Source organism: Shimia sp., from assembly GCF_965227725.1.
In the GTDB taxonomy this organism is placed as follows: Bacteria; Pseudomonadota; Alphaproteobacteria; order Rhodobacterales; family Rhodobacteraceae; genus Shimia.
In genome coordinates this window covers 1,060,680-1,083,892 of record NZ_CBDDGH010000001.1, presented here as the reverse complement: position 1 = coordinate 1,083,892, position 23,213 = coordinate 1,060,680, and the positions used below count along the sequence as shown (strand labels likewise).

The 23,213-nt window shown below is 56.5% G+C and carries 21 protein-coding genes; 6 read left to right on the top strand and 15 right to left on the bottom strand.

Going from position 1 to position 23,213, the window contains the following annotated elements:
- Positions 1-32: 32 nt before the first annotated feature.
- The gene (secB, locus tag ACO07T_RS05070; RefSeq protein ID WP_209058244.1) at positions 33-527 is read right to left on the bottom strand and encodes a protein-export chaperone SecB; all 495 of its coding nucleotides are present in this window, start codon (positions 525-527) and stop codon (positions 33-35) included.
- 54 nt (positions 528-581) lie between these two features.
- A complete protein-coding gene (locus tag ACO07T_RS05065) occupies positions 582-1,124 on the bottom strand; it encodes an FxsA family protein (RefSeq protein WP_422048509.1) in 543 nt (180 codons plus the stop codon).
- Positions 1,125-1,228: 104 nt separating this feature from the next.
- Between ACO07T_RS05065 and ACO07T_RS05060 the strand changes: the two genes are divergently transcribed.
- From ACO07T_RS05060 to ACO07T_RS05050, 3 genes are read left to right on the top strand one after another with little or no spacing between them, the layout of a single operon-like run.
- Entirely contained in the window at positions 1,229-1,888 is a 660-nt protein-coding gene (locus tag ACO07T_RS05060; protein ID WP_422048508.1) for a Tim44/TimA family putative adaptor protein, read from the top strand.
- Positions 1,885-2,937: a murein transglycosylase A gene (locus ACO07T_RS05055; protein ID WP_422048507.1), complete on the top strand. Its 1,053-nt coding sequence runs from the start codon at positions 1,885-1,887 to the stop codon at positions 2,935-2,937. Before ACO07T_RS05060 ends, ACO07T_RS05055 begins: the two co-directional genes overlap by 4 nt.
- Positions 2,934-3,527 carry a Smr/MutS family protein gene (locus tag ACO07T_RS05050; RefSeq protein WP_422048506.1) on the top strand — a complete coding sequence of 198 codons (594 nt, stop codon included), beginning with the start codon at positions 2,934-2,936 and terminating at the stop codon, positions 3,525-3,527. Before ACO07T_RS05055 ends, ACO07T_RS05050 begins: the two co-directional genes overlap by 4 nt.
- Here ACO07T_RS05050 and ACO07T_RS05045 read toward each other — a convergent pair.
- The 5 genes from ACO07T_RS05045 to hslV all read right to left on the bottom strand — a co-directional run bounded on the left by ACO07T_RS05045 (position 3,513) and on the right by hslV (position 8,841).
- The gene (locus ACO07T_RS05045) at positions 3,513-4,736 is read right to left on the bottom strand and encodes an MFS transporter (protein WP_422048505.1); all 1,224 of its coding nucleotides are present in this window, start codon (positions 4,734-4,736) and stop codon (positions 3,513-3,515) included. The two genes, ACO07T_RS05050 and ACO07T_RS05045, sit on opposite strands and share 15 nt — an antisense overlap.
- A 110-nt stretch (positions 4,737-4,846) precedes the next feature.
- A complete protein-coding gene (gene hslU / locus ACO07T_RS05040; protein WP_422048504.1) occupies positions 4,847-6,157 on the bottom strand; it encodes an ATP-dependent protease ATPase subunit HslU in 1,311 nt (436 codons plus the stop codon).
- Between the two features lie 11 nt (positions 6,158-6,168).
- Positions 6,169-7,233 (bottom strand): hypothetical protein, encoded by a 1,065-nt coding sequence (locus tag ACO07T_RS05035; protein WP_422048503.1) that lies wholly within the window; start codon positions 7,231-7,233, stop codon positions 6,169-6,171.
- Positions 7,234-7,252: 19 nt separating this feature from the next.
- Positions 7,253-8,287, bottom strand: a complete 1,035-nt coding sequence (locus tag ACO07T_RS05030; protein WP_422048502.1) for an aldo/keto reductase — start codon at positions 8,285-8,287, stop codon at positions 7,253-7,255.
- Positions 8,284-8,841 (bottom strand): ATP-dependent protease subunit HslV, encoded by a 558-nt coding sequence (gene hslV / locus ACO07T_RS05025; RefSeq protein WP_209058218.1) that lies wholly within the window; start codon positions 8,839-8,841, stop codon positions 8,284-8,286. Before hslV ends, ACO07T_RS05030 begins: the two co-directional genes overlap by 4 nt.
- A gap of 98 nt (positions 8,842-8,939) precedes the next feature.
- Between hslV and ACO07T_RS05020 the strand changes: the two genes are divergently transcribed.
- On the top strand, positions 8,940-9,848 hold the full coding sequence (locus ACO07T_RS05020; protein ID WP_422048501.1) for a hypothetical protein: 909 nt from the start codon (positions 8,940-8,942) through the stop codon (positions 9,846-9,848).
- Between the two features lie 70 nt (positions 9,849-9,918).
- Here the strand turns inward: ACO07T_RS05020 and trxA are convergent, their stop codons facing one another.
- The 8 genes from trxA to regB form a co-directional block, all read right to left on the bottom strand.
- The gene (trxA, locus tag ACO07T_RS05015) at positions 9,919-10,239 is read right to left on the bottom strand and encodes a thioredoxin (protein ID WP_422048500.1); all 321 of its coding nucleotides are present in this window, start codon (positions 10,237-10,239) and stop codon (positions 9,919-9,921) included.
- A 47-nt stretch (positions 10,240-10,286) separates the two neighbouring features.
- A complete protein-coding gene (addA, locus tag ACO07T_RS05010) occupies positions 10,287-13,682 on the bottom strand; it encodes a double-strand break repair helicase AddA (RefSeq protein ID WP_422048499.1) in 3,396 nt (1,131 codons plus the stop codon).
- Complete coding sequence (gene addB, locus ACO07T_RS05005; protein ID WP_422048498.1) at positions 13,679-16,615, bottom strand: double-strand break repair protein AddB; 2,937 nt, start codon at positions 16,613-16,615, stop codon at positions 13,679-13,681. Before addB ends, addA begins: the two co-directional genes overlap by 4 nt.
- Positions 16,608-17,300, bottom strand: coding sequence for a nucleotidyltransferase family protein (locus tag ACO07T_RS05000; RefSeq protein ID WP_422048497.1), 693 nt, complete (start codon positions 17,298-17,300; stop codon positions 16,608-16,610). The genes addB and ACO07T_RS05000 overlap by 8 nt, the downstream gene beginning before the upstream one ends.
- The gene (locus ACO07T_RS04995; protein ID WP_422048496.1) at positions 17,276-18,298 is read right to left on the bottom strand and encodes an aminoglycoside phosphotransferase family protein; all 1,023 of its coding nucleotides are present in this window, start codon (positions 18,296-18,298) and stop codon (positions 17,276-17,278) included. The genes ACO07T_RS05000 and ACO07T_RS04995 overlap by 25 nt, the downstream gene beginning before the upstream one ends.
- Positions 18,295-18,768, bottom strand: coding sequence for a tRNA (adenosine(37)-N6)-threonylcarbamoyltransferase complex ATPase subunit type 1 TsaE (tsaE, locus tag ACO07T_RS04990; protein ID WP_422048495.1), 474 nt, complete (start codon positions 18,766-18,768; stop codon positions 18,295-18,297). Before tsaE ends, ACO07T_RS04995 begins: the two co-directional genes overlap by 4 nt.
- A 41-nt stretch (positions 18,769-18,809) precedes the next feature.
- The gene (locus ACO07T_RS04985) at positions 18,810-20,336 is read right to left on the bottom strand and encodes a PAS-domain containing protein (RefSeq protein ID WP_422048494.1); all 1,527 of its coding nucleotides are present in this window, start codon (positions 20,334-20,336) and stop codon (positions 18,810-18,812) included.
- A gap of 94 nt (positions 20,337-20,430) precedes the next feature.
- The gene (gene regB / locus ACO07T_RS04980) at positions 20,431-21,822 is read right to left on the bottom strand and encodes a sensor histidine kinase RegB (RefSeq protein ID WP_422048493.1); all 1,392 of its coding nucleotides are present in this window, start codon (positions 21,820-21,822) and stop codon (positions 20,431-20,433) included.
- 84 nt (positions 21,823-21,906) lie between these two features.
- On the opposite strand from regB, the gene ACO07T_RS04975 reads away from it, so the two are divergent.
- On the top strand, positions 21,907-22,536 hold the full coding sequence (locus tag ACO07T_RS04975; RefSeq protein WP_422048492.1) for an SCO family protein: 630 nt from the start codon (positions 21,907-21,909) through the stop codon (positions 22,534-22,536).
- A gap of 70 nt (positions 22,537-22,606) precedes the next feature.
- The gene (locus tag ACO07T_RS04970) at positions 22,607-23,161 is read left to right on the top strand and encodes an ActR/PrrA/RegA family redox response regulator transcription factor (RefSeq protein ID WP_209058183.1); all 555 of its coding nucleotides are present in this window, start codon (positions 22,607-22,609) and stop codon (positions 23,159-23,161) included.
- The last annotated feature ends 52 nt before the right edge of the window (positions 23,162-23,213 follow it).

Below are 23,213 nucleotides of genomic sequence, written 5' to 3'. Positions count from 1 at the left end.
TGAGGCGCTGCCAAAGGGCAGCGCCCAACTGATCAATTTGCGACAGGCTGTTCGCTCTGTTCTTGTGCACGACGCGCCAGTTCTGCGCGGTAAAGTGCAACAAAATCAATTGTTTCAAGGTTTAGCGGCGGGAAGCCACCGTCACGGGTCACGTCAGACACGATGCGACGCACGAACGGGAACAACATGCGTGGGCATTCGATCAGAAGGAACGGGTGCAGCTGATCTTCAGGCACGCCCTCAATGTGGAAGACACCGGCGTAGTCCATTTCCAGGATGAACATTTCAGCACCGTCATCTTTGTTCTTGGCGGTGATGTTCAGCTTGATGGCCACTTCAAACTGGTTGTCCGCTGCGCGCTTTTTTGCGTCCAGATTGACCTGAACCTGAACATCAGGCTGCGGGTTCGCGCTGGAGCCCTTTTGTGCAAGAATGTTTTCGAACGACATGTCGCGCACGAATTGGGTCAGAACATTCATCTTCAGCTGAGGTGCCTGCTGTGCAGCACCGTTTTCTGTTTCCGCCATTGGGATCTCCAAAAAAACACGTTTGGCCTGCTTTATCAGGTCAGACTTAGTGCCTCAATGCTTTGTCCAACCTGAGGGTGAATGTGTGGGCTTTTTGACCGTCTCATCCTGATTGGTCACAGGTTTCGCATACGGATCGATTTCGGAAAACTCCCCGTCAATAATATTAGCTTGTGCGCTGTGGGGCGGGCGCTGCGATGTGTTTGCGTGAAACTGAGCAGAACCTGCGCTTCCCATCGTGAAACTTTGCACCCGAACGCGTTTGCGTGCGTAATGAAATACAGCGGAGCGAAATGGCGGCGTCAGCAAGGCAAAACCAAGCGCGTCGGTAAAGAAACCAGGTGTCAGCAACAGGACGCCAGCGATCAGGATCATGGCCCCATGCGCCAAAGGCTCGGTAGGATCATTCAATTCGTTGAAAGATCTTTGTACATTTCCAATCGCGGCGAGCCCTTGAGAGCGCACAAGATGCGTGCCAAGCATCGCGGTCAAAAGCACAATTGCAAGCGTTGGCCACAAGCCAATCGCACCGCCAACGCTGATAAACAGGGCGATCTCAATCATCGGGACCGTAACAAAGGCCAACAACAGCCACATCTTCGCTTTACTCCAATGTCATCTCCGGTGAGGTGGACTTGACCCCGCCTGTAACTTACATAAGTGCGTGAGACAGTTGTTTCCATGCCCAACAAGAGGTTCAAATGAACTCCTCCCTACTTCAACTTCTGGTTCTTGCCGGTATTGCTGTGTTTCTCATCCTGCGCCTGCGCAATGTTTTGGGCACACGGGACGGCTTTGAGCCTCCTCGTCAGGAAACAACAGCGCCATCACGTCGTCGCGGGCCGGAGCTCGAAGTGATCGAAGGTGGTCCGGATCAGGACATTCTTGACCATGCAGAAGAGGGCAGCCCGCAGGCTGACGCTCTTGCTAAAATGAAGTCCGCAGAACCGCAGTTTGGCGTGAATGACTTCCTTGGTGGCGCCCGTGGCGCCTATGAGATGATCCTGATGGCCTTTGAAAAAGGCGATCTTGCGTCGATCAAGGATTTCCTTGGAGAAGAGGTTTATGAGAGCTTTGCCTATGTGGTTCAGATGCGCGAGGACAAAGGTCTGACCGTTGAAAGCGAATTCATTGGCGTTCGTGAAATGGTGCTTCAGGATGCGACCTTTGATGATGCGACCAAGGAAGGCGAGATCTCTGTGCGCTTCATCGGGGAATTGACCCATGTTGTGCGCGACAATGGCGGCGATATCGTTGAAGGCAGCGACAGCCAGATCAAACGCCAGAAAGACGTTTGGACATTTGCCCGTGTCATGGGATCTGATGACCCGAACTGGCAGCTCGTTGCCACAGGCGAATGATTGGGATGTTTCGGGCGGCGTTGGCCGCAGCCCATGTGATGGCTGGTGTCATGGCCGGGAGCGCAGCGATGTCCGAAACAACCATGAAAATCCTATCATTTGAAGAGCTTGAAGGCTGGGCAGAGGATGATCACGAGGCTGCCCGACAAGTGTTTTTGAACACATGTGCTGATCTGGATGCACCAGATTGGCAAACCGTCTGTGCCGCAGCCTCGGGCATTTCGGATGCGCGCAAGTTCTTTGAGCTGCTGTTTCGGCCTGTCCTGATAGAGGAAGCAGATCGGGATGCGTTGTTTACCGGATATTTTGAGCCTGAACTCGACGGCGCGCGTCGCCCAGGCGGGCCATATCAATTTCCGATTTACCGCGTGCCGCCAGAGGTGCGGCGTGGTGGGCAGTGGCTAACACGGCGAGAGATTGAAACCAGCGCTGCGATGGACGGCCGTGGGTTGGAAATCGCTTGGGTCGACGACCCTGTTGAGCTTTTCTTTCTACAAATTCAGGGATCTGGGCGGGTACGTTTGCCCGATGGTGGCTATATTCGCGTTGGTTATGGCGGTGCAAACGGGCATGAGTATCGCTCAGTGGGTGCAGAACTCGTGCGGCGTGGCATCTACGGCGCGCATCAAGTGAGCGCGCAGGTCATCAAAAACTGGGTGAAGCGCAACCCTGCCGAAGGGGCGGAGCTGTTGCGGCACAACGACAGCTTTGTGTTCTTTCGGGAAGTCAGCCGTGTGCCAGCGCACAAGGGCCCGCTTGGCGCCATGAACCGATCCATTACCGAGATGCGCTCCGTTGCCGTTGATCCGGCTTTTACGCCACTTGGCGCCCCAGTTTGGGTGGAGAAAGATGGCAAAGGTCCTCTGCGCCGTCTCATGATCGCACAGGACACCGGTTCTGCCATAAAAGGCGCGCAGCGTGCCGATATTTTCTTTGGTACCGGAGATGCAGCTGGCCGCGCTGCTGGGACGTTGAAGGATCCCGGCCGGATGGTGGTTCTGCTGCCCATCCAACGCGCCTATGCAATGTTGCCGGAGTCCGTTCTGTGACACGCCGAAAACTGAGCGAAGATGAAGTTGCGCTTTGGCGCAAGGTGGCTGACACGGCTGAACGACTGAACCCAGCAGCGAAGTCACATGATCTGCCGCTGCCCAAGCCCAAACCGCAGAAGAAACCACGAGTGCGGGACGCGTCGCCTGCTCTACCCGCTTTTGAAGTTGGGTCACGGGCATCGAGTGATTTGCGTGGGCATGATCTGATGGGCTCTGTTTCAGATCGCGTGGCGCGACAGCCTGTGCAAATGGACAAGAAAGCTTTCGGCCGTATGAAACGCGGAAAGCTGGTTCCTGAAGGCAAAATCGACTTGCATGGAATGACCGCCGATCAGGCGCATGGAGCGTTGACCGGCTTCATCATGCGATCCCATGCCGAGGGAAAAAGACTGGTTTTGGTCATCACTGGCAAAGGCAAATCCAAACGTGATGACGGACCCATTCCGACGCGCCGTGGTGTGCTCAAACATCAGGTCCCGCAGTGGTTTGCCCTGCCCCCGATGAAAAGTTGCATTTTGCAGGTTGCTGAAGCGCACATCAAACACGGCGGCACCGGAGCGTACTACGTTTATCTACGGCGTCGGTAGGCTGCGGCGCGCCCGGGCAAAGGGGATGACCATCGCGGCGCTTGCGAGAGCAAAACAAACGGCAAACCCCTGGAGCTGGCTTTCATAGGCGACATCTGCATCAATCAGCCATCCGGACAAACCTGGTCCAAGCGCAGATCCCAGCACGCCAAAGGCAGCCACAGTGGCTTTGATCGCGCCAAGATGCGCCGTACCAAAGAACTCGGACCAGACCGATGCAGGCAATGTGGCCATGCCTCCCCCTGCCATACCCATCAGAATAACGCCGACTGCGACCCAATTCACCGAGGGTGCCCATGCGTGGATCGTAAACGCGGCCACAAGCGGGAGAAGGTAAAAAGGCATAAGACGCGCGGCGCCAAATCGGTCGATCAACCAGCCATAGATCAAGGTCGACACCGCAAAAGAAATGGTGCCAAGCGCGAAGACTGCGACAAGGGAGAGATGGGACCACCCTTTGATCTCTGCAAAATAGGCCTGTTGGAAGAAAAACACGGTAGCAAATGCCGGGAACGCCATCATCGCAGGAATTGCAGAGAGAAAAACCGGATGCCGAATGGCCTCCCTACGCGTCCAGTTGCGGCTTTGCATACCAAAGGTGGAGTTTTCGGAAACGATGCTGTTGGGCTCCCGCTCTTGGCGCAAGAGCACGAAAATGACCGGCGCCATGATCAGACAAAAACAAGCGGCTGCGATCCAAATCATTTGCCATTCCACACGGGCTTTGAGCCAGACGACAGTGACAGGCATGATCGCCTCTGCCAGCATGAAGCCCATTGTTGCAAAGGCCAACGCACGGCCGCGAGATGCGGAAAACCACCGAGCCATGGCCACTGCTGAAATATGTGGCAGCATGCCCTGAGCGGTAAACCGCAGCACAAGTATCACGATAGGCAATGCCCAGACCCATGTGAGTTGTGAAAGTGCAAAACACGCAGATGCCAGCAGGATGAGCATCATCGGGCCCAGCAGGCGCACACGGATACGATCAGCCAATGTGCCAGCCCACAGCATGACCAAAGCGGAAGTTCCTGTACCCAGCATATAGATGGCGCCCCAGTCTCCATGAGACAGGTTAAAAAAGGCGCGAATATCGGCCGCAAAGGTTCCGATGAAGAAGGTCTGCCCAAAGCAGGACAGAAACATCAACGCGGCACCGGGCAAGAGAAAGCGCCCGTTTTGCCGCAGGAATGCGCGGGTGGAAACCATTGTATTGGCTCAATGTGGTTGGGCCTTTGGCACACAGTGCGCAAAAGAAAGCCCCGGAAAGAAAACTCTCCGGGACTATGGCTGGCTTCGAGTTGTGGAACCAGAAGAAATCAGAGTACGTAGCGGCTGACGTCCATGGATTTTGCCAATTCGCCCAAATTCGTCTCTACAAAGGCCGCATCGACAGTGATTTCCTCGCCGGATCGATCTGGTGCAGAGAAGCTGAGTTCCTCAAAAACCCGTTCCATCACGGTGTAGAGGCGACGCGCGCCGATGTTTTCCACCGATTGGTTTACTTCCGCTGCGATCTTGGCAAGCGCTGCAATGCCATCGTCGGTGAAGGTTACAATGACTTCTTCGGTGCCCATCAAAGCAGTGTACTGACGTGTCAACGCGTTGTCGGTTTCCGTCAGGATGCGTACGAAATCTTCTTCGGTGAGCGCGCGCAATTCCACGCGGATAGGCAGGCGGCCCTGAAGTTCCGGCAGCAAGTCAGAGGGCTTTGCGATGTGGAACGCACCCGAGGCAATAAAGAGGATATGGTCGGTTTTTACAGGACCATGTTTGGTGGAAACCGTGGTGCCTTCGATCAAGGGGAGCAAGTCACGCTGAACCCCTTCTCGGGAAACATCACCGCCACGCGCCTCTTGGCGGGCGCAGACCTTGTCGATTTCGTCCAGGAACACGATTCCGTTTTGCTCAACCGCTTTCAGAGCGGCGGTGTTGACGGTTTCGTCGTCCAGCAACTTGTCTGCTTCGTCAGAAATCAGCACCTCGTAGCTCTCGGCCACAGTCATACGCTTTTTGACAGTGCGCCCGCCAAGCGCTTTGCCGAAGATATCGCCGAGGTTCATCATACCCATCTGGCCACCGGGCTGGCCGGGGATGTCAAACATGCCGCCCATAGGGTTGGAGGTGTCCGCCACTTCCAGTTCGATCTCCGTATCGTCCAGCAAGCCATCTTTGAGCTTCTTGCGGAACATCTCGCGCGTCGCTTCGCGGGCATCAGTGCCTGCAATGGCTTCGATCACGCGGTCCTCGGCGGCAGCGTGGGCTTTGACTTTCACATCTTCGCGCATGTGCTCGCGGGTTTGGATGATCGCTGCGTCCACCAGATCACGCACAATTTGTTCCACGTCTCGGCCAACATATCCCACTTCCGTGAATTTGGTGGCTTCCACTTTGATGAACGGTGCACGGGCAAGCTTTGCAAGCCGGCGGCTGATTTCTGTTTTGCCAACACCGGTTGGGCCGATCATCAGGATGTTTTTGGGGTAAACCTCTTCGCGAATGTCATCAGACAGCTGTTTGCGGCGCCAACGATTGCGCAGCGCAACGGCGACGGCCCGTTTGGCGTCTTTCTGACCGATGATGAAACGGTCAAGCTCAGATACGATTTCGCGGGGAGTGAGATCAGTCATAAAAGGTCCAATCAGTGAGACGGCGGGAGGCGGTGCAATGGCAGGATGCCTGAAAGCGGCGCCAGAAGAGCCGCGCGAATGCGGGCCCAGAATGCGCCGAGCACCACAAGGAAGATACCAAGGAGGAAAATTGTCATGGCCGCGCCCTCGCCTTCAAACACCGTGCCTGCAAGAGCCACGGTGTAGCCAATGGCAGCAATGAGGAACGAGCGGCGGTCGATGATGATGGCGATGAAAGCGAAGAGCAACAATACTGCAAAGAGTGTTGTGTTCGCGCCGGAGCTGTCCCGCTCCAGAAGGCTGAGCGCGATCGTATTCACAAGTGCCGGTGCCGCGATGACATGCAGCCAGAAACCCTGCGCAGCGCGCCGGGTAACACGGTGTGGATCTGACATATCAAAGATCATGGCGACGGCAAAAACACCGGCACCCACAGCCAGCGTGATGAGGGCAAATGGTCCGCCTGCAGACAGAAGGAACATATCAGAGAAGCTGGCCGGAGTGCCCGCTTGATTGGCACCGACCATCATCGCCACGCCAAATACACCAAGTGCGATCAGCGCCATGGCGAAGGGTACGCGGAAACGCAGCCAGTATAGGAACATGGCCACTGTGGTGAGCGCGAGCGGGAATGGCAGGCTGGAGAAATCTTCCTGTGCCACCATGAAGGGTTGCGCAAAATAGGCCGTGATGCCGGAACCCGCGTTGATCGCCCAAAGACAGGAAAGCGCAATTGCTGGCGCCACCATGCGGCGACGGCGTATGAAATACTCCGACAAGCCCCACAGAACGAGGGCTGAAATGCCTGCCGTGGTCACAAGTTTGCTTTTGTAGTCTACGATTTCGACTGCCATGGAGAGGCCGTTCACCGCGGCCCACCCGCCTGCGAGGATCAGAAGGCCAATGACAATGAAAATCTCATTGAACCCCTTAAACAGCTCAAAGGGTTCATCACCGGGCGTAAGCTCTTCGCGCGCGCCACGTCGGCTGTCAGCCAGAGCCGCAAGCGAAGCCGCTTGAGACTCGTTCAAAAGGCCGGAGCCGACAGCGGCGCGCAGGTCATCTTTGGAAATCATGCGGGTTCAACGTCTCTTGTTACGCAAGCACTTTGGCAAACAACTCGTCTTTCATCATGTCGTCAAACCACTCGGGATAGCGACGGCCCGGCGCAGCAGCGGCATCAAGCGCGGCCATTTCATCTGCACTCAGGGTGATATTGGCCGCAGAGATCACGGTTTCAAGCTGGCTGAGCTTGGAAGCGCCGATGATGACCGTGTGGTCACGGCGTTTGTTCAAAATCCAGGCCTGCGCGATTTGCGCTTGGGTGGCGTCGTGGGCCTCGGCTGCTGAGCTCAAAGCGTCCAGCGCGATCTGTGCTTGTTCTTTGGAAACCTGAAGGAAGTCCCCTTCGGCCAAACGGCCATCGCTGGCTTCCAGTTTGTTCAGATCATATTTCCCGGTCAGCAAACCACCCGCCAATGGGGACCAGGCCATCAAACCTAGGCCCAGCTCTTCGCCCATGCGCAGAACATCCATCTCGATGTCGCGACCCACGGCGTTGTAAAGGTATTGCCCAGCCACAAACTGGCTCATGTTATTGTCGCGCTGAAATTGCACTGCTTGCGCAACCTTCCACGCGGGCCAGTTGGACACGCCGATATGGCGGACTTTGCCTGCGTCTATGACGTTCTGCAGCGTTGAAAGGGTTTCTTCCATCGGTGTGGTAAAGTCTGTCTTGTGTAAGACAAGCAGGTCGATCCAATCGGTATTAAGGCGTTTCAAGCAGCCATCGACTGACGAGAGGACATGGCCACGGGACAGTCCGGCATTGTTGATCCGGTCATTCTGGCGAAAGCCCAGCTTGGTACAGATTACCGCTTCGTTGCGTTTGCCTTTGAGCGTTTGGCCGAGGATGTCTTCGGCCTCGCCATTGGAATAACCGTCCGCAGCATCAAAGAAGTTGATACCGCCATCAAGCGCCACATCCACCATGCGCTGCGCATCCTGAAGACCTACTTTGGCCACGCCGGGGATCCAGTCTGAACCATGTGTGAAGGTCATGGTGCCAAGTGCCAGACGGGATACCACCAGGCCGGAGTTTCCCATACGGGTGTAGGTCATCTCAGTCATTTTTTGATGGTCTCCAAGGTGAGGTTACCATTGGTGTAGACGCAAATGTCACCGGCGATTGCCATGGCTTTGCGCGCCACTTCCTCAGCTGTCAGATCGGTGTCCATCAGCGCGCGACCTGCGGCGAGTGCGAAGTTACCGCCTGAGCCAATCGCGGTGACGTCATGCTCCGGTTCCAGAACGTCCCCTGCCCCGGTGATGACAAAAATGTCTGTGCCATCGGAAACGATCAGCATCGCCTCAAGCTTTTGCAGGTATTTGTCTGTCCGCCAATCCTTGGCCAGTTCCACAGAGGCACGCGCGAGTTGGCCCGGCGTTGCCTCGAGCTTGGCCTCAAGGCGCTCCAGAAGTGTGAAAGCGTCCGCAGTTGAGCCTGCGAAACCTGCCACGATTTCATGTCCACCCGGGGACAGACGGCGCACCTTGCGCGCGGTGCCCTTGATGACTGTCTGACCAAGCGAGACCTGACCGTCACCGGCAATCACAACTTCGCCGCCTTTTTTCACACCGATGATCGTGGTGCCGTGCCAACCGGGGAATTGATCCTCTGACATGAAAAGCTCCTTTTGTCTGCGCTCTTATATGAGCCTGTCGCGGTTTGCGCACAAGGGTGAGACTTGCTCCTCTGGGGCTAAGCGCATAGCGTCGCCGCATGAGCAGCAACCATCAGGCCCGCTTTTATCTGCATGAAACGCTGCGCCAGCGTGCAGAGCGCGGTGAACATAATTTTATCAATAAAATCTCAGAGGTACTGCAGAGTGCAGGATTCAGGGTGTCCTTTGATATTCCTGAAAACGCTTTGCCTCGCAAAGGGGAGTATTCGCTCTTTTTCATGCGAGAACCCTTTGCGCGCAATTCGGTTTCGTTTCGGCGGGCCTATTACTATCCGTTCTGGCATATCGAGCGTACAAACGAGCGCTGGTACTGGGATGTGGCCAAAACGCATTTTGATACCACCAAGATTGATGAAGCTGAGGCGCGAAAGTTCTTTCATACATGGCGCAAACGCCTTTATGGGCCGCTGCTGGGAAAGGTCGAAAAGGGCGGTTTTGTTTACGTGCCGCTGCAAGGGCGGTTGTTGGAGCAGCGCTCCTTTCAAACCTGTAGCCCCGTGCAAATGATCGAACATGTGTTGGAGCAAAATCCCGGAACCAAAGTTGTCGCGACTTTGCATCCGGGAGAGGAATACTCTTTAGCAGAACGTACAAGGCTCGACCAGTTGGTGGAGAAACACGCCCAGCTGTCTGTTCAGCTTGGAGGCGTGGAGAGCCTGTTGCCCTGCTGCGATTATGTTGTGACCATGAACTCCAGCGTTGCCTTTGCAGGGTATCTTCTCAAGAAGCCTGCGGTGCTGTTTGGCCGTATCGATTTCCACCATATCGCGGCAAATGTAGAGACGTTGGGCGTTCAGGGTGCGTTTGAGAAGGTGCGCGACATGAGGCCGCCCTACCCTCAGTACCTCTGGTGGTTCCTTCAGCACATGTCGATCAACGCTGGCCGCAGTGATGCACAAGACCATATTCGTGCCCGTTTAGCCGAATTTGGTTGGCCCGTGTCTTAGCTGGCCTGTGTCTTAAATGAAAAAGGCGCCCCTTAAGGGACGCCTTTGATGTATCTGAGCTGATGTCAGATCACAGAGAGTCTTCAATCCAGCTTTGCAGCGCAGCTTTTGGAGCAGCGCCTGCGCGGTTGGAGATCACCTGACCGTCTTTGAAGATGAACAGCGCCGGAATACCGCGCACACCCAGTGCAGCAGCGGCGTTCGGGTTGCTGTCGACATCAACCTTGGTGATTTTCACCTTACCGTCCAGCTCAGCAGCCAGCTCTTCGAGAGCTGGGCCGATTTGCTTACAAGGGCCGCACCACTCGGCCCAGAAATCTACGACGACGGGCACGTCGGCGTTTTTTACTTCTTCGTCAAAAGTGGCGTCGGTGACAGCGACGGTTGCCATTGGAGGTCTCCTGAAAGGGAATTGGATAAGTCTTGGTCTGGTGGAACCTAGGTTTGCGGCGGCAGGGCGTCAAGATATGCTGTGGCGCGCAGTGCATTTGTCACAAGATCGTGTGGCAATTCCATAAGCTCCGCTTTGGCTGTCCATAGGATGGCAGTCCGTATGGCTTTGCCGGGGAAAACCTGTTCCAAAGCATGGGCATAGGCTCCCATTTGCCGCAAAATCCCTTCGGGTGTGGCCTTGGGATTTTCGGGAACAACGGCGTTGGTTTTGAAGTCGACGGCCCAAATACAATCGTCCTGAATGACAAGCCGATCGATGATCCCATGCAAGCGATGCGTCCCTAAATCTGCTGTGATTGGCACCTCAGCCAGGGCTTCCTGCGCGAAGATCCAGGTCATTTCCGGCGCAATAAGATTGGCTTGGGCCTCATCAAGCAATGCTGAAAAGACGCCGTCTTCCATCTCAACAAGGTCATCCTGCAGCAGGTTTTCTGCGACCTCCTGCCAGCGCTCTTGTGGATGTATCGGCAAATGCTCCAGCAACACGTGCAACCATGTTCCCCGTTGCATGGCCGCCTCCTGATCAAGCCCCTGCTCACCTGCCAAAGCCTTCGCGCCCCCGAGGTCTGATGGGCTCAGTGTGCCGGATTTTGGCAGCGGCTCCGAGGCCGCGGTTTGCAAATACTCCGGAATATCGGGTTTGATGTCAGGCGCGGTTTCAGGCGGTTTGGTGACGGATCCTGCCCAATCTCCGTGATCGAGCCGCAGCCCCTCGCCGCCCTGAAACTTGTACGGCTCCGCGTCTGAGGCCGCCATCGCGCTGCGCACAATGTCATACCAACTGTTGCCATCTTTGCCGAGATCACCCGCCGCCGCGACGATCAGCCATTTTTCCGCCCGCGTCATGGCAACATAAAGCAAGCGAAGCCTTTCCGCTGCCTGTGCCTCAGCCATTTCGGCACGTGCCTCCGAAAGAGCGTCAGGTGCCGCATCTGCGGACATATTCCACAAGGCAGTCTGCCCCACCGGCACAATCGGCGCATCGGTTTTGATGAGACGCTTGCCCGTGTCCGGCATAATCACAATGGGTGCCTCCAACCCTTTGGAGCCATGCACGGTCATCACGCGAATACGATTAGAGGCGCTGTCCATCTGGCGCTTGATCTCCAGATCGTCGGTTTCCATCCACTGAAGGAAACCGGTCAGGCTGGGCACCGAAGATTTTTCATAAGCGAGAGCTTGGCTCAGAAGTGCGTTGATGCCGTCTTCCGCCTCAGCTCCCAGTCTGGCGAGCAATGCGTGCCGGCCCTTGTGCCGGGTCAGGATCCGCTCGATCAAATCATAGGGGCGCAAAAAGTCGGTCTGCCCGCGCATGTCATTCAGAATGGTCATGGTCTCGGGAAACTCTGCGCTGCGATCTCGTAGCGCAGTCCAAAGATAGGACCCCGGCTTTCGGCGATGTGCCAGATCAAACAGGTGCTGTTCAGACCAGCCAAACAGCGGCGAACGCAGGACCGTGGCAAGCGACAGGTCATCTTCCGGCGTGGCAAGGAAGGCCAAGAGCGCACCAAGATCGCGCACGGCCATTTCCCCTCCCACCTTGAGGCGGTCGGCACCTGCGATTGGCAGCCCTTGGAGTTTGCAGGCGCGGATAATCTCATGAAAGAGATCAGAACGCCGCTGCACCAAGATCAGGAAATCGCCAGGTTCAATGGCGCGCTGCGTGAATTTTCCGTCTGGCCCGCGGTGATCCGCAATCGTGTCCTGATTGATCATGCGCGCGATTTGCGCCGCGACGCGTTCGGCAAGGATCACCGTATGGTGGGTGTCTCCAAGGCGATCAACCGGATCAAACCACTCGTCTTTCTCTGCTTTTCTAACAGGTTCGACCACTGGCCACAGATCAACGCGACCGGGCATATCATCGTTGAACGCTATGTGGCGATTACCAGCGGGGAAACCCGCTTCCACATGATGCTCAAAGCAGGTGTCCACCAGACTGAGCACTGCTGGCGAAGAGCGGAAAGAATACTCAAGGCTCAGGTTTTGCAGTTTTTTACCCGTCGGCTCTAAACGGGCGGCGAACTCTTCGCGCATGCGGTCAAACTCCGCGGGATCAGCGCCTTGAAAGCTGTAGATCGACTGCTTTTGGTCTCCCACCACAAATATCGTACGCGTGATATCGCTCCGTGCACCGGTGCCGGATGTAAATTCCTGTGCAAGCCTTTCGATCACTTGCCACTGCACAGGGCTCGTATCCTGTGCCTCATCCACGAGAATGTGGTCAATGCCGCCGTCCAGACGATAGAGTACCCACTCGGCGACAGCGGGTTCGTTGAGCAGGTTGCGTGCGCGCAGGATCAGGTCGTCAAAGTCGAGCCATCCGCGTTGTTGCTTGGCTTTGTCATAGCGCGCAATGAAACGCGCGGCAAAAGCATGAAGCGCTGCACTGCGTTCTGTGGCCCGTAGCGCGACGCGGCGAGGACGCACATCTTCCACACGCAGCATCAAGTGCTGAAGTTGATCGATCAGATCAGGGTGTTTGGTGCGCAGGCCTTTCGTTGGAAAAGTGTCTAACTTGGCCGAAAAGGGCGACTTTGCCGCTTTCCCGTTGAGCAGCACAGTTTCCAAGATTTCCAGCGCGGCGAGGTTGGGCGCGGAAATGGCGGCAAGCTTATCCGCAGCGCGGTTGTCGTTTGTCCCGCCAGTACGCAGCATAGCGATGACCCGCGTGATCAGCTCAATTTCTCCGCCAAGAAAAACCTCTGCGAGCAATTGCGTTTGATTGTATCCATCCGGCAACCCCAGCAAGGCACCGAGTTCAGAGCTGGATTTTCCATTTCTCAGCCGGTCTGCATGCCGTGTGATAGCCGCTGTAAGTTCTTCAAGGGCTGCACCGGTGAAATGCACCGCGACATCGCGAAGAAGCGGCGCATCCTCGCCCTCCGCCATAGCTTCGACGATGTCTTCCCGAAGGAGCGCCGCCGCACGGTCTTCCATCTCAGAAAACAACGGAGACACACCGGCCTCTAATGGGAAGCGGCGGAGCAGAGAGGCGCAGAAAGAGTGGATGGTCTGAATTTTCAAACCGCCCGGTGTCTCAATCGCGCGGGCAAACAGCGTGCGCGCTTGGCGCAGGTCTTCTGGATTTGCTTTGCCTGCTACGCCGAGCTCGGCCAACTCGGCAGCAAGCTCCTCATCACTTTTCATGGCCCAACTGCCAAGGCGCTTGAAAAGCCGGTTTTGCATCTCACTTGCGGCTGCCTTTGTGTAGGTCAGGCACAAGATATGCTGGGGCAGGACCCCTTCGAGCAGGAGTCGGGCCACGCGATCGGTCAGCACACGGGTTTTGCCGGATCCGGCGTTGGCTGAGAGCCATGTGCTGGCATCAGGGCGCGCGGCAGAGATCTGGCGCAGGGTCGCATCGTTCGGGGCGTTCATGTCAACTCCTCCGGCGCAGGTTCATCCGTCGCGTCCCACTCGCCAAACCGGGCAAGCTGATCGTAAAGACATTCGTCGCGCTCCGATTGCATCGCGCGGCGGGAGGTGAATCCTTTCCCGTCTTCAAGGTAGTGGCCGATGAGGGTCGAAAACTCCTCCCAAACCTTTTCAGTGGGTGTTTCGGACAGCGGGGCCGGTTGATCCTTGGGGGTGGTTCCCAGACCGATATAAATGGCATCAGCGACCTGCGCGGGATCAATGTCTTTAAAACCGTTCTGTTCCGCCATGACCGCTTCCAGAAGCAGCTGTTTGTCAAAATAGGTCTGCTCATCCTTGGAAGGAGGCGCACCGGTTTTGTAGTCGTAAAGGATCAGATCGCCTTTCTCAGTGCGGTCGATCCGGTCAGCCTTGGCCGTGAGCGTGAAATCCAAGTCTTCAATCCGTGCGCGCGTTTCCGCTTCAAAAGCCAGTGGAATGGCGCGTTTCCGGCGGCGTTCCTCGCCATGTACAATGTGATCTGAAACACGTGCAAGACGGGCCAACCAAAGTGCACGCGCAGTGGCCCAGGGAACATTTTGCGCCAAAACAGTCTCTGATATCTCCAAAATGCGCGCGCGGGTCACAGGAATATCCTGATCACGACTTTCCTTGATCAGCGTTTCAAGAACCTCATGTACGACGATCCCACGCAACAAGGCATCCGGTGTGCGCATCAGAGGATCAAGCGGGCGCAAGCGGAGCACGTGTTTGGCGTAAATCGCATATGGATCGCGGATCAGACGTTTGATTTCTGTAACGGAGAGCTTTCGTGGACGCGCCGCAGCTGGCGGAGTGGGCGAAGGACGTTTTGCAGCTGGCACAAGCGGCACGGTTTCCAAGGCGCGAACGCGATCAAGCCAAACCTGTGCACGCCCGCGCATTTCCGCCAAAGCCTCCGGACCGTTCTGCTGTGGCAAGCCGCCCAAAAGGTTGATCAGCCGATTGACCCAGCGCGAAGGCACAGTTTCGGCTTCGTCAGAACGGATCGCGCGGGTGAGCCAGACTTCTGGCGCGCCAACGGCCTGTTGAAAATCATGCGCGGCAAGACCGATACGGCGTTCTGGCAGCAGCAAGCCGGCATCGTGGCGCATTTTCCGGTTGAGCCAAGGGTCAGGGCTGGGCGCTTCTGGCCAGCTGCCCTCGTTCAAACCACCGAGGATCACAAGATCCGCCCCTTGAACACGTGCTTCCAACGTGCCCCAGATCAGAATGTGTGGGTGGCCAGCATCGCGATCGCGAACCTCTCCACGCGAAAGAAGCGCTCCTATGAGATCGGCATAATCCGTGGATAAAATCTCGCCAACAACAGGCGCATGGTCCTTGATGTCGGCCAAAACCCGCACGGCCGCACGCCCAGCAGCTTCCTGCCAAAGCGCGCCGCTTCCCGTTTCTCCATCCCCTTGGGGACCATGTGCGATTTTCTCCGAAAGCAAGAGATGGGCTTCAAGCAGGCTGGCCATATCAGAGGCCCCGCGGAGCTGATCACAGAAGCACCCCGTGAGCCAGGCGATCCACTCTGACATATCGTCTTTCTGGGCCTGCGCCCAAGCGCTGAGCGTTTCGGCGTCAGGATAGGTGACGCCTTTTCGGCGAAGCCAAAGCTCTAGCTCCCTTGTATAGCGCAGGTGTTTGCCACGTTCTGCTCCGCTGTGCGTCAACGGGTGCTTCAGCAGCGTCAGCAGCATCTCAGAGGTGAGTTTTTGGTGAAACAGTACCACAACATGGCGCAGGAAACGGCCCGGAGGGGAGAGTTGAAGAGGTTGTCCGGCGCTGTCGTCTGGCACGATCCCCCAGCGATCCAACGCCGCAGTGACCTGGCGTGTGAGCATCCGGTCGGGTGTGATCAACGCGCAGGTTTGCCCGTCTTCTGCGGCTTTGCGCATGCGAGCGGCGATGGTGAGGGCTTCTTCGCGCTGAGTTGTTGCCTCAACCAAAGTGACGTCCTTGGTGGCGGGAAGCAGATCTCCAAGCTTCGGGCCTTCACTAAGCCACTGGTCCGTGACCGGGGCAGGTCGCAGCGCGAGCGAAACCAGCCGATTGCGCGCAGGTGAGGGAGCCGGGCAGGGATCCCATGTTTGAACGGCTTTGATCGGCAGATCCAATGACGCCAGCAAGGCATGATACCGGAACTGCGGGTGATCTTCGCTTTCCAAAGCCGTGCTGAGATGCCCCCATGTGGCCGCAGGCATGTCAAAATCAAAACCGGGCAAAACAATCGCACCTTGGGGAAGTCGCGCAACGGCCCGCATCAGAAGCTGCATGGTGCCGCGAGACCCGGTGGAGCCCGCCAATATGATCGGATGGGTGGGGGGCGCAGTTTCCCAACGCGCGATAATGGCCTCGATGGCACGGCGTTGACGTGCCTCGGCACCCGGTGCGCTTTCGAGGTCTTCCAGAAAATGCCGGGCAATCGCAAAGAAGGACTGCGCGCGCGCCCAGTGACCGGACTGATCAGCCACATCCAATGTCTCAATGGTGTCCACAGCCACACCTTCTCCGGCCATCTCATCAAAGAGAGAGGCCAGACTGTCGGCGAGGTCATAGACAGAGGCGCGCGCAGCCAAGTCGGGCTGTTGTTCCAGCAAGCGCGTGACCAGTTGGATCAGCTCAAATCGTTGGCGGATGGGGGAGGATGCCTTGGGCAGGTCTGCGGATTCTGTGTTGGCAAAATCTCCAAGCAATTGAATGCGCGGCAAGAGCGTTGCCGGGCCATTGTCAAAAAGCGTCTGGATGCGCCGCGCCATACGGGCGGTGTTCACAATCACCTGAGCGCGAGCAATGTCCTGTGGCGGCTTGCCGTCAAACCGCGCGCGCAGTCCCTTCACAAAGGCCTTGGGAAAATCCACACCAGGTGCGAGCGCAAAAACGCGCGGAGTGTCGCTTGGCTCAAACATCGCGGGCCTCCAACATGGTTTCAGCGAGCGCGATGCCTTCTGGTGAACCCACATCGCACCACGATCCCGGGTATGTGAGGCCGAACAAACGGTCGTTCTCCAGCATGCGGTCCCACAAAAGATTGAGCGAAAAGGCCGTTTCGCCGATCTCGGACAACCCGTGCGTTTTCAGAATTTGCACCCCGGTGTAGATCTGTCCCGGTCCACGGGTGAGTTTCCCGTCGGTGGATAAAAAGAAATCGCCGGAACGCACATGGCCAACGGCGTGTTCTTTCGGAACGCAAAGCAGCAATGCATCCATGCTCTCGGGGTTCCACGCGGATTTTAGCAATTCAAAGGGATTTGGACCGCGCCAAACCGCGTCTGTGTTGCTTGTGAAAACAGGGCCTTCGCCCAAAAGGGGCAGGGCGTGCCGCAACCCACCGCCAGTTTCCAGAATGTCCGGGGATTCGACAGAAACCGCCACGTCTTTTTGCGCCAGATGGGCTTCAATCTGAACATGGTGATAGTGGGCATTCACCACGATTTTCTGTGGGGAAACGGCCTGCGCTAGGTCCAGTGTGTGGTCCAGCAGCGTTTTGCCTCCAACGGACAAAAGCGGTTTGGGGTGGTCTTTGGTCAGTGTGCCCATGCGCGTGCCAAAACCGGCGGCGAACAGCATTATGGCTTCGGGTGTGTGGCGCATTGGTCTTTCAAAGATTGGAGAAATTCTGGGGTTGGTTCAGGCAGAACAGATTTTAGAAGTTTGGCGATGTCCTGCAGAGCAGGGTGGGCCAGATTGCGGATCACATGGTCATGAACACGCGGTATGAAATCCACGTAGTGCGGTTTCCCGGCCTGCTTACACAATCGGGCAAAGATGCCAAGAATGCGAAGGTTTCGCTGCAAACCAAGCAGGTGGTAGCCGGCAACAAAGCTTTCAGGATCTGTCTGGGTTTTGCGTTGATAATAGGCCTTGGTCGCACGCTCGATATTTTCAGGCACATCCCGGCGTGCGTCCTGCAGCATCGATACCAGATCATAGGCCGGATGGCCTATCAAAGCGTCCTGAAAATCCAACAGCCCAACACGTGCGCTGTCGGCGCGATCGGGCAGCCAGAGCAGATTCTCCGCATGAAAATCGCGCAACACAAGTACGCTTGGTTCGGGAAGGTAAGTCTCCAGCAGGCGCCGCAACGCCCCCACAAAATTTGCGACGGCTTCATCGATCCCCTTGGCAGGTGCGTCGCAATACCAAGTGAAAGCAGGCTCAGTCATTTCCGCGAGCGTTTTGTTATCCATGACCGCCAGATTGGCGGGCGGAGCGAGCGCTTGCAGTTCCAGCAGCACGTCCACAGCGGCCTGATAAAGCGAAAGCTGATTGGCTGTCCTATCCGCCATGACCTTTACAAAAAGGTCGTCGCCGAGGTCTTCCATCACAATCAAACCCGCTTCTTCTGACGCGTGCCAGATCTCCGGCGCAGAGAAACCATGCGCCGTCAAAAACTGCGCGATCCGCAAGAAAGGGCGAATGTCTTCACCGTTTTCCTTGGGCGCATCCATAAATATGGCTGTTTGTCCGGATGGGCGTTGTAAACGGATGTAGCGACGTGCAGAGGCATCCCCGGCAAGCGGCGTCTGCGTGGCATCAGACCACTGGGTTTCTTGCAAAAATGTTGCGATCAAGGTCGCACGCGCGGTCATTCGGGCAGGCTTTCAAACAGATCGGCCCAGCGTGGCGCGGTCGCTGACAGGGTCAGCTGACGCCTTTCTTCTTCTTCGGCGAGGGCAAAGGAAAGCGTTAGGGCGTTTTCAGGTTGCAACTCCGCAAGGCGGTCAGGCCACTCCACCAGACAAATAGCTTCTTCAAAAGCATCGGTTAGGCCAAGCTCAACCACCTCATCAGGGGCAGAGAGTCGATAGAGATCCGCGTGCCAGATTTCACTTTCAGGTCCATCATAAACCTGCACCAGCGTGAATGTGGGGGAAGGCACATCTTCGACAATCGGCAAAAGAGATTGGATCAGGCTGCGTGCAAAATGCGTTTTTCCGGCACCTATCGGGCCTTCCAGAAGCAATACATCAGCTGGCGTGAGTGTTTTGCCGATACGCATGGCCAATTGCTGCGTTGCGTCGGCAGAAGGAAGATCGAGGGAAAGCTGGAGGACGGTCATGCGGCCACAGTAAAAATCGTGGCCGGAGGCTGCAAGCGAGATCAGCCGTGAATGGGGGTCTCTTCCTGTGTTTCCACTCTGATAGGATCCGGCGTGCCAAAGGGCAAGATCTTGTCAAAGGAAACCAGCGTCATTCCTCCTGCTATGGGCGTCAGTGTCAGGCGCACAGCAGTGAGTGTTTTCAGCGTGATGGTGGCATGCCAGTGTTCTCGAATGGAGGTCGACAGGATACGGTTTTGGAGCTGCGGCCATATCTCATTTGGCAGGCAATCGCTGCGCCAGTGGGCGAGGGCGTCTGTGAGGGTGTATTTGGCAAAGCTGCTGTCCGGGTCTGATTTCCAGAGACGCCGGTAGGCTTCGTTGCAAAGCTGCAGCTGGCCGGTGGAGGAAAACAGAACAAGCGCAGATTTGATCGTATCCATGACGCCGTGGCACTGATCCAGCTCGGCACGAAATCGTCGTGTGACCGTGATTTCCGCCGTAATGTCTTCCACCAGAAAGACCAAAGCGCCATCCGGATGCGGGCGGCCCGTGACGCGATAGGTGACGCCAGAAGGCAAGGTCCAGGTCTTGCTATAGCGGTCCTCAAGTGCCGCCTGCATGATGATTTCAACCTGCTCCGCCCAGCTTTTGTTGGTGCTGACGTTGGGCGCTACGTGCATTTCCCTGAGCTGGTCAAAGAAAGACTTCGCATCGCAGCGTTTGGACAGAAATTCCGCGCTGAGCCCGGTGAGCGCCATCAGGGCAGGATTAAACAGGATCAGTCTGCGGTCACGATCAAAAATCGCCAGTCCGGTTGAGAGATGCGCAAAGGTTTTGGAGAAGATTTGCACAAAGCTGCGCTGTGCATCCAAAGCGGATACGACGGCATCTGCCTCAGTGGCATAATACATCACGTTGTTGCCCGCCTGCACGGCTGTCACGTCAAACCATCGTGTCGTGGCGCCGATTTTGTCGGTGACTTGCAAACGTTTTGACGGCTCCCCAACGATCAACTCGCGGACGTCAAAGACAGGTTCGTTTCTGGACTGATGGCCAAGCTGTCCAACCAGGTTCTTATACGACCCATTGCGCCAGACCACGTTTCCCTCGGTGTCTGATTTCCAGATCGGGTTGGGGGCTTGAAACATCGCCTGCATAATCGCGGTGCGACGGGCCGCATCGGGCGCATCGTCTTGCGCGATGGTGATGCGGGCGACTTCGTCCCATTGATCTATGGTCACGATGGAGCCGTCTTCCGGATCCTGAGACCGTAAAATGGTGACGTCACGATCCTGACTGGCACCTTGGATCCTTGGGAAATCCGGAAAGAGCGGTGCCATCTTCTGGTGGAGCGCGGACCAGTCAAAGGTCTCAACCGGCGTCTCTGCACATATCTGAAGCGCTGCGGGATTGGCATCAATCAAACTTCCGGAGCGAAACAGAAAGCAGGCTTTGGTGGCGTTTGGTGCGATCTCTGTTGGCGGTCGGGTGTTTTGCGGCAGGCGTCGGGTCATCATCCAGACGCAGGTCACAAATAAGACCGAAGCGGCTAAAACAAACAGAAGCTGAGTACTCGTTAACAACATGGAAGTCTCCATTAGCAACGTAGTGGAGAGGAAGATCTTCATTGAATTCGTTAAGAGTGTGCAAGAATCCGCTTGTTTTGCAAGATTTATCTGCTCAGGCCTGCGTTTGATGCACCGGGTTTTCGCCGCTTCCTACAAGATCGAGATTTAGGTTCGCCTCGATTTTTTGTCGTGGCCAGATGACCTCCACCACAGCGCCACTGCGCGCTGTGGTAAAGCGACCTTCCTCTATCACCTTGGAACCGTTTGCAAAACTTATCTCCGCACCGGATCTCTCCAGCAGCGTTTTTGCGATGAACAGGCCAAGCCCCATACCTTCGTAACCCGGGCGCTTCTTGCGTTCCTTCTCTGGTTTGCGGTGCCGCATGAAGGGGTCGCCAATGCGGCCGATCAGATGGGGCGGGTAACCGGGCCCATCATCCAAGATGCGCAAATAGATCGACGTTTCGTCCCATTCGGTTTCAACCCACACGTTCTCCCGGGCAAAGTCGACCGCGTTCTGAATGAGGTTTCTCAAGCCGTGGATGATCTCTGGCCGGCGCAAAATTTCCGGGCCGTCCACGATCTCAAAATGGTCAAAAATGATCTGTTTGCCCCGATCCATATGAGGCTCGGCGGCCTCTTCGATGACTGTGGAAAGAGGTGCCTTGCGCAGATGCAGATCGTCTTTGCCCGCACGTCCCATGGAGCGCAGGATGTCTCTGCAGCGGTCGGTTTGCTCCCGGATCAGGGCGGCGTCTTCACGGAGGTCCGGACGGTCATCCAGTTCTTCAAACAGTTCCGCGCTTGCCAGTTTGATGGTGGCCAAGGGCGTGCCGAGCTCATGCGCAGCAGCGGCGACAACGCCGCCAAGATCGGTGAGCTTCTGCTCCCGTGCGAGCGCCATTTGGGTTGCGGCCAAGGCTTCGGCCATGGAGGACATCTCTGTCACAACCTGACGCGAATAGAATGAGGAGAAGGAAATCGCGATTACGATGGCGGCCCAGTTGCCAAACAAGAACACGTCAGACACTTGTAGAATAAAGAAATTCTGGGTGCGCAGCGGCAGGTGGAATTCCAGAAGCGCGGTCACGATGATCACCGCCAGTGCGGCCAGCGTAACGGCGGAGCGGAGCGACAGGACAGAGGCGGCAATCGTGACGGGGGCGACAACGAGAAAGGCGAAGGGGTTGTGCAGACCGCCGGTCAGGAACAGCAAGAAACCAAGCTGCAGCACGTCAAACAACAGCATGTAGCGGTTCTCGGACTCGGTCAGCAACTTGTTCTCGGGAAAGACAAAAATCGCGACAAGATTGCCGATCACCGAAATGCCCACCGCGAGGTAGCAAAGCCCGTATTCCAGAACCAGGCCAAAGCCGAATTGCGCCACAAGCAGCGCGACAATTTGCCCGGCAATCGCAATCCAGCGCAAAGCGATGAATGTACGCAGGCGAATCCAGTTGCTGCGTCGATTTGCGCTGAGCAGTTCGCCTGACAAATCCGTCATTTTCCGGCCTTTCCACTTGTGTCTTTGCCCGTACTTGATAGGTCTCTAGACCATATCCCGCAACATGACTTGGTGAGGTGCGACATGGTTCGAATGGTGGCAGCTGTTGCTGTTTTTGTGGCGATCTTTGCGCTGGCCGCGATGTGGTTTGTTGGCCGCGGAGGTCATGGGTCAGATCAGTTTGCGCAGTGCCGTCAGGGGCAGGTCGCGGGCGGAACCAGTGCGATTGGCGGGCCTTTTGAGCTGGTGGATGAAGATGGTCAGACGGTCACCGAGAAAGACGTTCTGACACAGCCTGCGCTGATCTATTTCGGCTATACCTTCTGCCCGGATGTGTGCCCTCTGGACGCCACGCGGAATGCGGAAGCCGCTGAAATCCTTGAGGAAGATGGGGATATCGTCACACCGGTATTCATCACCATCGACCCAGAGCGCGACACGCCGGAAGTGATGAAGGAATACACCGATTACATGCATCCGCGCATGATTGGCCTGTCTGGTTCCCCCGAGCAGGTGAAAGCCGCGAGCCAAGCCTATCGCACCTATTACAAAAAGCAGCCAGCAGAAGATGGGGATGAGGAGTATTACCTCGTGGATCACTCCACTTTCACCTATCTGACACTGCCGGGGCATGGGTTTGTGGAGTACTTCCGTCGCGATGTTTCTGCAGCAGATATGGCCCAAAGAGTAGGCTGTTTCGTAGAAAACATGTAACGCAGGCCTCGGTTTGACCAAGATTGGCTGTGCCGTTACAAGTTAGAAAATTGGCATAGGAAACAGGCAAATGGCTGATAGCGCGCTGTCGGAGATCGGGCCGGACAAATCCCTCCTCCTCGTAGATGATGATGAACCGTTTCTGAAACGACTGGCAAAAGCCATGGAAAAACGGGGCTTTGAGGTGGAAACCGCTGGATCGGTTGCTGCGGGTCAAGCCATCGCGACAGCCCGTCCTCCAGCCTATGCCGTGGTTGATTTGCGCCTTGGGGATGGCAATGGATTGGACGTTGTCGAGGTCATCCGAGAGAAGCGCGAAGACAGCCGCGTGGTGGTGCTGACCGGTTATGGCGCGATTGCCACTGCTGTGGCTGCGGTGAAGATCGGGGCGACGGATTACCTCAGCAAACCGGCGGATGCGCAGGATGTGACCAATGCGCTTTTGAGCACCGGAGATGAGCTGCCGCCGCCACCGGAAAACCCGATGAGTGCGGATCGGGTGCGCTGGGAACACATCCAGCGGGTTTATGAATTGTGTGACCGCAATGTGAGTGAAACGGCGCGGCGGCTGAACATGCATCGCCGGACGTTGCAGCGGATTCTAGCCAAGCGCTCGCCGCGTTAATTTTGCTCTGAGTCGGCCAAAACGGCCTGTCTGTATCGCGGTGGTAACGCGT

Bases quoted from the DNA above. Each gene is read 5' to 3' on its own strand.
- secB (WP_209058244.1), bottom strand. From the start codon at position 527: ATGGCGGAAACAGAAAACGGTGCTGCACAGCAGGCACCTCAGCTGAAG.
- ACO07T_RS05065 (WP_422048509.1), bottom strand. From the start codon at position 1,124: ATGTGGCTGTTGTTGGCCTTTGTTACGGTCCCGATGATTGAGATCGCC.
- ACO07T_RS05060 (WP_422048508.1), top strand. From the start codon at position 1,229: ATGAACTCCTCCCTACTTCAACTTCTGGTTCTTGCCGGTATTGCTGTG.
- ACO07T_RS05055 (WP_422048507.1), top strand. From the start codon at position 1,885: ATGATTGGGATGTTTCGGGCGGCGTTGGCCGCAGCCCATGTGATGGCT.
- ACO07T_RS05045 (WP_422048505.1), bottom strand. From the start codon at position 4,736: ATGGTTTCCACCCGCGCATTCCTGCGGCAAAACGGGCGCTTTCTCTTG.
- hslU (WP_422048504.1), bottom strand. From the start codon at position 6,157: ATGACTGATCTCACTCCCCGCGAAATCGTATCTGAGCTTGACCGTTTC.
- ACO07T_RS05035 (WP_422048503.1), bottom strand. From the start codon at position 7,233: ATGATTTCCAAAGATGACCTGCGCGCCGCTGTCGGCTCCGGCCTTTTG.
- ACO07T_RS05030 (WP_422048502.1), bottom strand. From the start codon at position 8,287: ATGACTGAGATGACCTACACCCGTATGGGAAACTCCGGCCTGGTGGTA.
- hslV (WP_209058218.1), bottom strand. From the start codon at position 8,841: ATGTCAGAGGATCAATTCCCCGGTTGGCACGGCACCACGATCATCGGT.
- ACO07T_RS05020 (WP_422048501.1), top strand. From the start codon at position 8,940: ATGAGCAGCAACCATCAGGCCCGCTTTTATCTGCATGAAACGCTGCGC.
- trxA (WP_422048500.1), bottom strand. From the start codon at position 10,239: ATGGCAACCGTCGCTGTCACCGACGCCACTTTTGACGAAGAAGTAAAA.
- addA (WP_422048499.1), bottom strand. From the start codon at position 13,682: ATGAACGCCCCGAACGATGCGACCCTGCGCCAGATCTCTGCCGCGCGC.
- addB (WP_422048498.1), bottom strand. From the start codon at position 16,615: ATGTTTGAGCCAAGCGACACTCCGCGCGTTTTTGCGCTCGCACCTGGT.
- ACO07T_RS05000 (WP_422048497.1), bottom strand. From the start codon at position 17,300: ATGCGCCACACACCCGAAGCCATAATGCTGTTCGCCGCCGGTTTTGGC.
- ACO07T_RS04995 (WP_422048496.1), bottom strand. From the start codon at position 18,298: ATGACCGCGCGTGCGACCTTGATCGCAACATTTTTGCAAGAAACCCAG.
- tsaE (WP_422048495.1), bottom strand. From the start codon at position 18,768: ATGACCGTCCTCCAGCTTTCCCTCGATCTTCCTTCTGCCGACGCAACG.
- ACO07T_RS04985 (WP_422048494.1), bottom strand. From the start codon at position 20,336: ATGTTGTTAACGAGTACTCAGCTTCTGTTTGTTTTAGCCGCTTCGGTC.
- regB (WP_422048493.1), bottom strand. From the start codon at position 21,822: ATGACGGATTTGTCAGGCGAACTGCTCAGCGCAAATCGACGCAGCAAC.
- ACO07T_RS04975 (WP_422048492.1), top strand. From the start codon at position 21,907: ATGGTTCGAATGGTGGCAGCTGTTGCTGTTTTTGTGGCGATCTTTGCG.
- ACO07T_RS04970 (WP_209058183.1), top strand. From the start codon at position 22,607: ATGGCTGATAGCGCGCTGTCGGAGATCGGGCCGGACAAATCCCTCCTC.